This is a genomic window from Tateyamaria pelophila (assembly GCF_019966495.1).
Classification (GTDB): domain Bacteria; phylum Pseudomonadota; class Alphaproteobacteria; order Rhodobacterales; family Rhodobacteraceae; genus Tateyamaria; species Tateyamaria pelophila.
The window spans coordinates 20,733-28,676 of the sequence record NZ_JAIMIA010000063.1 but is presented as its reverse complement, the minus strand read 5'-3'; the positions used below and the strand labels follow the sequence as shown (position 1 = coordinate 28,676).

Annotated in this window: 9 protein-coding genes; all 9 read right to left on the bottom strand. The window is 60.4% G+C overall.

What is annotated here, in order from left to right; genetic code table 11:
* Positions 1-3: 3 nt before the first annotated feature.
* The 9 genes from LC354_RS17465 to LC354_RS17425 all read right to left on the bottom strand — a co-directional run bounded on the left by LC354_RS17465 (position 4) and on the right by LC354_RS17425 (position 7,890).
* Complete coding sequence (locus LC354_RS17465; RefSeq protein WP_223426238.1) at positions 4-393, bottom strand: CIA30 family protein; 390 nt, start codon at positions 391-393, stop codon at positions 4-6.
* Positions 363-1,055 carry an RraA family protein gene (locus LC354_RS17460; RefSeq protein ID WP_223426236.1) on the bottom strand — a complete coding sequence of 231 codons (693 nt, stop codon included), beginning with the start codon at positions 1,053-1,055 and terminating at the stop codon, positions 363-365. Before LC354_RS17460 ends, LC354_RS17465 begins: the two co-directional genes overlap by 31 nt.
* A gap of 3 nt (positions 1,056-1,058) precedes the next feature.
* Positions 1,059-2,183, bottom strand: coding sequence for a cobalamin-independent methionine synthase II family protein (locus LC354_RS17455; protein ID WP_223426234.1), 1,125 nt, complete (start codon positions 2,181-2,183; stop codon positions 1,059-1,061).
* Positions 2,184-2,804 carry a class I SAM-dependent DNA methyltransferase gene (locus tag LC354_RS17450; protein WP_223426232.1) on the bottom strand — a complete coding sequence of 207 codons (621 nt, stop codon included), beginning with the start codon at positions 2,802-2,804 and terminating at the stop codon, positions 2,184-2,186.
* Positions 2,792-3,757: a cupin domain-containing protein gene (locus LC354_RS17445; RefSeq protein ID WP_223426230.1), complete on the bottom strand. Its 966-nt coding sequence runs from the start codon at positions 3,755-3,757 to the stop codon at positions 2,792-2,794. The genes LC354_RS17450 and LC354_RS17445 overlap by 13 nt, the downstream gene beginning before the upstream one ends.
* Positions 3,758-4,101: 344 nt before the next feature.
* Positions 4,102-5,070: a nuclear transport factor 2 family protein gene (locus LC354_RS17440; RefSeq protein WP_223426229.1), complete on the bottom strand. Its 969-nt coding sequence runs from the start codon at positions 5,068-5,070 to the stop codon at positions 4,102-4,104.
* Positions 5,067-6,089, bottom strand: coding sequence for a LacI family DNA-binding transcriptional regulator (locus LC354_RS17435; protein ID WP_223426241.1), 1,023 nt, complete (start codon positions 6,087-6,089; stop codon positions 5,067-5,069). Before LC354_RS17435 ends, LC354_RS17440 begins: the two co-directional genes overlap by 4 nt.
* Positions 6,086-6,847: an SDR family NAD(P)-dependent oxidoreductase gene (locus LC354_RS17430; protein ID WP_223426227.1), complete on the bottom strand. Its 762-nt coding sequence runs from the start codon at positions 6,845-6,847 to the stop codon at positions 6,086-6,088. The genes LC354_RS17435 and LC354_RS17430 overlap by 4 nt, the downstream gene beginning before the upstream one ends.
* A complete protein-coding gene (locus LC354_RS17425) occupies positions 6,844-7,890 on the bottom strand; it encodes an ester cyclase (RefSeq protein WP_223426226.1) in 1,047 nt (348 codons plus the stop codon). Before LC354_RS17425 ends, LC354_RS17430 begins: the two co-directional genes overlap by 4 nt.
* Between the last annotated feature and the right edge of the window lie 54 nt (positions 7,891-7,944).

Genomic DNA, 7,944 nt, shown 5'->3' with positions numbered 1-7,944 from the left:
ACATCACGCAATTTCCTGTCGATGATCAAACTGGCATCCGTCAGGCTGTGGATCGAGTTTTATGAGTCCGCTGCCTAATACATCAAGGGCGATGCCTGTCCATGCGCTGGCATCGAAGGTTTCACCTCCCTCGCCCAGATCAAAGGCGATCTGAACAAAGCCGCCATTATTGTCGAGCGACACCTCCCCGGTCAGCCGGATCGCCGCGCGACCGTCCACGACCGTTTGCGTGGCTTCCCCGCGCGAGACACCGCCCATCACGGTATCAGCGACATATTCCCATTTGGGGGTAAGCTCCATCACAGTCTCCTCTGCTTGGGTCAACATCGGGGTCAGGGCCAGCACAAGGGCCAGCGCCCGGATCACGTGCGCGCTGCCTCGAACGCGGCCCATGCGGTTTCAAACTCGGCAAAGGTGACGTGTTTGCCGTTGACCGCGTCGAACACGATCTTTTCCGAGCGCATCAGCGTTTCGATCGCCGTATGCAGGGAATGGATCACATCCGGTGGCACCACAACGGCACCGTGCCGGTCCGCGTGGACAAAGTCACCGGGGTGGATATCAAGCCCATGGATGCGCACGGGCCGGTCAAAATCGACCACATGCACATAGCCATGGCTTGGCCCGACGGAGCCCGCAATAACCGGATACTCTTCTGCCAAATCCGCCAGATCCCGCATGACTCCGTCGGTGAGCGTGCCCGAGAGGCCAAAGGCCTTGTGGATATTGGTGTTCACCTCGCCCCAATAGGCCCCTATAGCATTTGGCACATCCAGATCCTGCACAACGCAGATGGCAGGCCGGGCACCTTCGGACATATATTTGTAATAGGCCATGCGCCGGGCCTTGATCACGTCGGGTGCTTCTGTCGGCGGGGCAACGGCACGGATGCGTGCGGTGCGGGCATAGCCCACCATCACGCCCGCCGGATCGGAGGCGAGCATGGTCCCTCGGGTAAATCCGTTAAAGCCACGCTTGCCCTGCGCCACTTCGATTGCGTTGCAAACGGTGGGCGTATCGACGGATTTCAGCAACTCCAGCAGAGTGTCTTCCATGCCTTACCCCCTGACCATTGCGGCACCCGCCGACAGCGCGGCAAGCTTTGCATAGGCGATGTCTGGATCGACCGCGCCGAAGCCTGCGAAAGTGCCAAAACCACAATCGCTGCCTGCGATCACGCGATCTGACCCCACGATGTCCGTGAACCGTTCCAGCCGTTGGGCGACCACCTGCGGGTGTTCCACAAAGTTCGTGGTTGTATCGACCACGCCGGGCACCAGCACCTTGTCATCGGGGATTTCTGACTTGCGGTCCCGGAACACGGTCCATTCATGCGCGTGGCGCGGGTTCGACGTCTCAAAAAGCACATATCGGGATTTTGTCGCCATCAATGTGGGAAAGACCGTGTCCATGGCGATGTCGCAGGTGTGCGGCCCCTCGTAATTGCCCCAGCAGATATGGACGCGAACCTTTTCCGCAGGCACATCCGCCAGCGCATGGTTGAGCGCTTCGACATGGGCGTCGGCGATTTTCACAAACTCCGCGTCACTCAGATCGGCAAACAGCATGTGACGGCTGAGCGCGAGATCCGGGCAGTCCAGTTGCAGATCAAGACCGGCACCCACAATCGTCTCATATTCGGCCTTCATCGCGTCGGCCAGCGCGGCAAGGTACGCGTCGCGGGTCGGGTAATAGTCATTCTGCAAGAACAGCGAGATGACACCGGGCGAAGCCGCGTTCATGAACCCTTGGGCCGCTCCATGTTCGGCCATCGCCGCCTTGAGGTTGGCGATATCCTTTTCCAACTCACCCTGCCCCTTGCTGCGGACTTCCCCGGTGCACATCGGGCGCGCATATTTCGGGGTGCCACCGTCATCGGCGAGACGTTTCAGAAAGGTCGGAAATTGCTTGAGGTCGGCCGGCGCATTGCGCGGGCTGTCGCCGGAAAAGCCGGTATAGCGGTCTTTGACATAGGTCGCATAGCTGATCTTGGAGGTTTCCCCGTCGCTGACGATATCCACCCCGGCCGCGACCTGTTTGGCGACGGTCTCTGACACTGCCTGTGTCATTGCGGCATCGAATGCGCCCTGATCATACGGAGTCTCATTTTCGCGGGCAAAGATGAAATCCACGACCTCCTGGGTCCGTGGCAGACTGCCGACATGGGTTGTGCGGATGGTCATTCAGGTCTCCTGATCCTTGCGCGCCATAAGCACGCTGTGTTTGTCTGTTTCGGGGTCTTCGGCCAGAAAACCGGTCAGGCGCAGGCCGTTTTCTTCGAGGCAAGACGCATAGCCCGCAGGTGAAAGCGAGGCATGATATACCACCTCGTCGCCCACGGTGCCACTGACCTCTCCGGCCTCGGGGCCGACTGTCATCAACAACGATCCACCGGGTGTCAGATGCAGTGCCATATGCGCGATGCAGATGCGTTGTTCATCCGGCCGCAAATGAAAAAAGCTATTCCAGGCGACTATGCCATCAAAGGTCTCGTCCAGATCAAGGTGGCGCATATCGGCCTGCCGCCAGTCGCCGTCCGGCCAGCGTTGCCGCGCGATATCCAGCATCGGAACCGCAAAATCAACACCCGTAACGTTGAAGCCTTCGGCGATGAACCAGCGTGCAATCGGCTCGCCTGCACCACATCCCAAGTCCAGAACGCGCCCGCCCTCGGGCAGGCCAGCGGCAAAGCGCGCCAGCCAGCGCGCCTCGAACAGCGCGCGGGATCGTTTTGCGTCATATGCGGCGGCCTGGCGTTCGTAGACGGCCTGCGTGCTGTCGGGTCCACCGTCTAGCTCAGCCATGTCGCCCCCGCGGCGTCATCCGTGGCCACCACGTGATAAAGCGATGCCTCGCCCGTCATCAAAGGCACAGCACTGTGGGGCAAGTTTTCCGGCACGCTCATCGTATCACCAGGGGCCAAGGTCACACTGCCGCCATCCCATGTGACTTTCCAATGGCCCCGCATCGGCATCAGAACCGAAGGGCGATCATGCTGGTGCATCTGGTCGCTCGCACTGGCACGGGTCACGAGATCAACCTCGAAACCGGGCTTGTCGCGGATGATCCCGGTCTCGCCGATGACCTTGACCGGAGCTTTGCCCGCCAAAGACACCATGTCCCAATAGCGACGCACCCCGTAGCCAACCACTTGCGCGGGCGTCATTTCAGGATACTCGGCCAGCGCGTCTTCGCTCAGCACCGGCATCGGGGCCACCCCGTCAGGCAATGTCTGGCCCTTCTTGCTGTCATAGAGCTTGCCGTTGTCACCCAACACCAGCCCATGGTCGCTGGCATCCTCGATGACCTGCGGTGCCCAGAGCACGCCCCCTCCGGCGTCATCACCGCCCAGGATCGCCATGATCATCCCGTAATCCGTACCGATGTTTTCAAACCCGCGAAAGATGCCTGTCGGGATGTTGATGATATCGCCCTCTTCCAGAACGACCTCGCCTGCATCTCCCCAACGGCCCCAGAAAAAACGCCACCGTCCTTTGAGGACAAAGAACACCTCCGCCGTGCGGTGCGAATGCAGAGAGTTGCGGCACTTGGGCGGTTGGCCGGCCGCTCCGATATTGAAACCATGCGGGATCGCGATATGCACGTGCTGGTCCGGGCTCTCGGAGACACCACCACCGATGATGGTGAAATTTTCCTTTTGATCGCTGCCCGGCGTGTGGGCGTCGATAAAGGCGGTCTTGCAAGGGCGAAGGTCGCCATAGCGCACAATACGCAGCTCCATCTCGGCGGGGGTCATGATCTGGTCCTTTCAGGTGGTATCAGGGGGTCGGGCATCCGATCGCCAAGACTGGTATGGGTGAGGGCCGCGTGCCGCCAGAGCAAACGGGCGCCACCCGCGGCTTTGGGCAGAATGCTCTCGGTCAGAGCCGCCATGCCTGCCGTCTCAACTCTACAATTTTGGTCTCCCGCACGGCTAGTGCCGTAGGCACGGACACCAATCCGTCATGATATCGCATCGCATATTCCACTTGGACGACCACAGGCACTGGGTGCTTCACACCACTGGTAACCTGTCGGTTCACTTTCACCGGAACGCCTCGCGCCCGCCCTTTTGCACAAAATAGTTCGCAAAACCCAACCTCAGCCGGTTTGCAACAGGATCTGCTTCCAGATCGCCGTCTCATCAAAGAGCGCGTATTCCCGGCGCAGGCCCCAAGGGCCGAACTCGGCATGGCTGATGCCGAGCACGTACACCTCTGCCCCGGTCGGCGCACCGAAATAGCCCCATCCGTCATGCTTGCCATGCAGCGCCCAGCGCACAGCCGCGCGCGGCGGCATCCTGTCATCTTCGCGACCAATTCGGTGGTCGATGGTAAATTTTGCATCCGGGAAAGAGGCGCGCAAACCCATCCAGAATCGATCCACCGGGCCGTGGCCATGGCCTGTCGTGCCGCCGGGGTATTCCGACTGCACGGCCCGGTCGAATTCCGCCGGGATCACGGCCATATCGGCGCTCATGATGCGGGTCAGGATATCGGCATATTTCGCGCCCCATTCATTGTCGTTGCCGCGCCCCTTATAGGGGCCAACCTGATCCGTGGCCGGGGTCAAAGGACGCACTGCATTCTCCGGCCCACCCTCGCGGGTGATCAAATCAGCGGCGTATGCCTTGGCGTCCCAACCGATCTGGTTCACGATGGCCGTCTGGTCGCGGATCAGCCATTCGTCATTGATCTGGTCATTGATGGCATGGCAGTCGGCGATGATCCGGTATTGCAGCTTTTTGCCGCTTGCAGGGCCATAGACGCCATCCGCCAGATGGGTCGCGGTCGACAGGATGCGGTGGCTCGACAACATTCCGTCTTCCGGCGTACCGGACCAGATCACATCCTCACCCAGCAAGGCCCGGTCCGGAAATTCGGCCAGCGTCGCCATTGTCGCCCCGATCACCTTTTCATTGCCGATGACTACGGATGCCGGAGATCGCACCACGATATCCGGGCTGTAATAGTGGTGAAGTGTCGCGATAGCGCGGTCTTCCCAAATTTCCTTGGTGATGCCGATGATATAGTCCGGGAAGTCTTTCCACCGGTTCGAAAAACCCTTCATGAGGTCCATCCTTTGGGAATACGGGCCGAACCGCGCAGGATGAGCGGGCCATCCAGCGCGACACGGCGGGGTTTTGCATCGGGATCGGCAAGCCGGTCCATTAGAATATCCACAGTCGCCGTCGCCATTTGCCCGGCGGGCTGGCGCACGGTCGTCAAGTCGTAACTGGGCCAGGCAGACAGGGTCACGTCGTCATAGCCCACGACCGACACATCATCCGGCACCGACAACCCAAGTTCAAAGCGCAGCACATCCATGACCGCAAAGGCCATATGATCGTTGGCAACGAAAACGGCGTCAGGTCTCTGTGCGCCGCCAAACATCTCGCGAGCAACGTTTTGGGCTTTTGCAAAGTTGAAGTCCGAAACACCCCGCGCCACCAGTGACTGCCCGGACGCCTTCAGGCCTGCAACAAAGCCAGCCTCCCGGTCCCGCTGGGTCGAGGCGCCTTCCCAGCCAGCGATATGCGCAATGCGCTCGTGCCCCCCGGCCAAAAGGAATTCAGCCAGTTTGCGCCCACCGTGATAGTTGTCCGACGTGACCGCAGACAGCCGATCATCATCCTGCGCCCGGTTGAACAGAACAATGGGAATGCCAGCCGCTTCACATCGACGGGTCAGATCATTGGACATGCTCACACTGGCCGCGATAATGCCATCCACCTGATAATCCAGAAGTTCTTCCATCACCTCATCGGCTTCTGCGCCCGAGTTTGACGCCATGAAGACCAGCACGTGATAGCCCTTGGCCTGCAAGGCCCGGCTCAACCGTTCTATGGCCTCGGGATAAAACTGGTTTTCCAGATAGGCCACCACAAGACCGATGATCCGGCTGCGCCCAGTGATCAGACTGCGCGCCAAGACGTTGGGCCGGTAGCCCAGCGCATCCGCAGCCGTGCGCACCTTGTCCGCCGTTCGTTTGGACACGGACGCACCGGGCGTGAACACACGGCTCACCGCCGAGCGGGACACACCCGCCCGTTCAGCCACATCCAGTGCTGTCACCTTGTCCGCCATCAGTCCGCTGTCCACCCTCCGTCGATCATCATCGCCGTACCGGTCACCATGCCCGACGCATCGGAAGCAAGATATTGGACCGCGCCCATGATGTCGGACACCTCGCCGACGCGCGGCAGCTTGATCTTGTCCATGATCCACGCCATCCGTTCGGGATCATTGAAGGTCGGTTCGGTCAGCGGGGTCCGGATGAAGGTCGGGCAGATCGTGTTGATGCGAATACCCGCCTTGCCCCATTCAATGGCCATTGCCTTGACCATCCCTTCAACGGCATGTTTCGAAGCACAGTAAACAGCCCGATCCACCCCGCCCACATGGCCCATCTGGCTTGAGATATGGATGATCGAGCCTGGGCGGCCCGCCGCCATCATCGTCTTGGCGGCATGGGTCGACAGGAAATACGCCCCCCGGACATTGATGTTCATCACAGCATCATAGTCCTCAGCTGCAGTATCCACCGCAGCCGAATGACGCGCCAACCCGGCAGAGTTCACAACCACATCAAAGGGCGTGGCACAGGCTGCAGCCACAGCCCCCACGTCGCTTTGATCCAGCGATAGCGCTTCGGCTTTCCATCCCTCGGCCCGCATGGCGTCCACCGCATCTTGCAACACGTCCACCCGGCGGGCGGCACAGACCACATGCGCCCCGATTTCGGCCAATGCGACGGCACAACCAAGGCCGATGCCCGACGATGCCCCGGTCACAAGCACTCGTTTGCCGCTCAGATCGAATGAAGGGGTCCGGGGCAGCCGGGTCATATCGCGCCCCCTGTGACAGGATCAAACCCCGCCCTGACCTTGTTAAACTCGCGCATGCGCGCCAGCACATCCACACCGATCTGATCGTACATGTGTAACAGATCCACCATCACCCAATTCTCCCGGATCAACCCGTTTTCAAGACGCCAGAAATCCAGCGACCGCATTGCAATCTTCTTGCCAACAGGCGGTATGCCCAGCCAGCCGCCATGGCTGATGGTCTGATACATGTCAGGCCAGCCCGTGACGGCCGCATAGTTCCGGTCCCCGAAAAAGTGATAGGTGACTTCGTCCACAAATGCGCCGCGGTCCGGCATCGCGTTCAAGAAAGGGATCTGGTGCCAGTTGCGAAATCCGGAAATGCCACGCCCGGTACCGATCCCCGCCGGGCCATACCAGGTCATGCGCGGATGCCAAAACCGGTCCATCTCCATCACTTCGGGGCCACCCTGAGACGGGTGGCGCTTCATATGCTCCAGCATGTCGACGATATGCGCACAGGTCGCTTCGCCCTGCGCATCATCATGCGGCGTGGGCACGAGGCCATCGCAGGTCGATGGGCCCGGAATGTGCCACTCACGTCCCAGCGACGGAGCCATGGGCCAGGCCCCTGCCTGCATCATCACTTCCGGAATGTCCCACAGCGCCTGTATCTCGACGATTTTGCCGCCCTCAAAACGGTAAAACTCGTGAAAGCGCGTGTGAACCATATGACCGGTCGGCGGGATATCCAGCCACGGCGCCGAGAAGGTCCCGACATACGTTCCGCCGCAGCCAACCCAATCATTATCATCGGGTGTGGGGCCGGCCATCACGATGAAATCGCGCCGTTCCAGATCGGGCCAGGCGGCCAAAAGTGGCACATAGGCTTTCTCCAGGTAAGCGTCGACACCAATGGTCGTCTCAAAAGGAAAGGCCAGCCGGAAAGCAACGTCCGGTGCGCAAAGATCATGCAAACACGCACGCAGCGCATTGAGATCAAAATCATACATTGCCGCCCGTAACGGGGCGATCAGGTCCTTGTGGCGTGAATGGCGGTCCATATTCTCTGTTCCAAAAAATCCCGGGGGGTCCGGGGGGCTGGCCCCCCGGCGCTT

Coding starts and splice junctions, on each gene's coding strand:
- LC354_RS17450 (WP_223426232.1), bottom strand. CDS start 2,804: ATGGCTGAGCTAGACGGTGGACCCGACAGCACGCAGGCCGTCTACGAA.
- LC354_RS17460 (WP_223426236.1), bottom strand. CDS start 1,055: ATGGAAGACACTCTGCTGGAGTTGCTGAAATCCGTCGATACGCCCACC.
- LC354_RS17425 (WP_223426226.1), bottom strand. CDS start 7,890: ATGGACCGCCATTCACGCCACAAGGACCTGATCGCCCCGTTACGGGCG.
- LC354_RS17430 (WP_223426227.1), bottom strand. CDS start 6,847: ATGACCCGGCTGCCCCGGACCCCTTCATTCGATCTGAGCGGCAAACGA.
- LC354_RS17445 (WP_223426230.1), bottom strand. CDS start 3,757: ATGACCCCCGCCGAGATGGAGCTGCGTATTGTGCGCTATGGCGACCTT.
- LC354_RS17465 (WP_223426238.1), bottom strand. CDS start 393: ATGGGCCGCGTTCGAGGCAGCGCGCACGTGATCCGGGCGCTGGCCCTT.
- LC354_RS17455 (WP_223426234.1), bottom strand. CDS start 2,183: ATGACCATCCGCACAACCCATGTCGGCAGTCTGCCACGGACCCAGGAG.
- LC354_RS17440 (WP_223426229.1), bottom strand. CDS start 5,070: ATGAAGGGTTTTTCGAACCGGTGGAAAGACTTCCCGGACTATATCATC.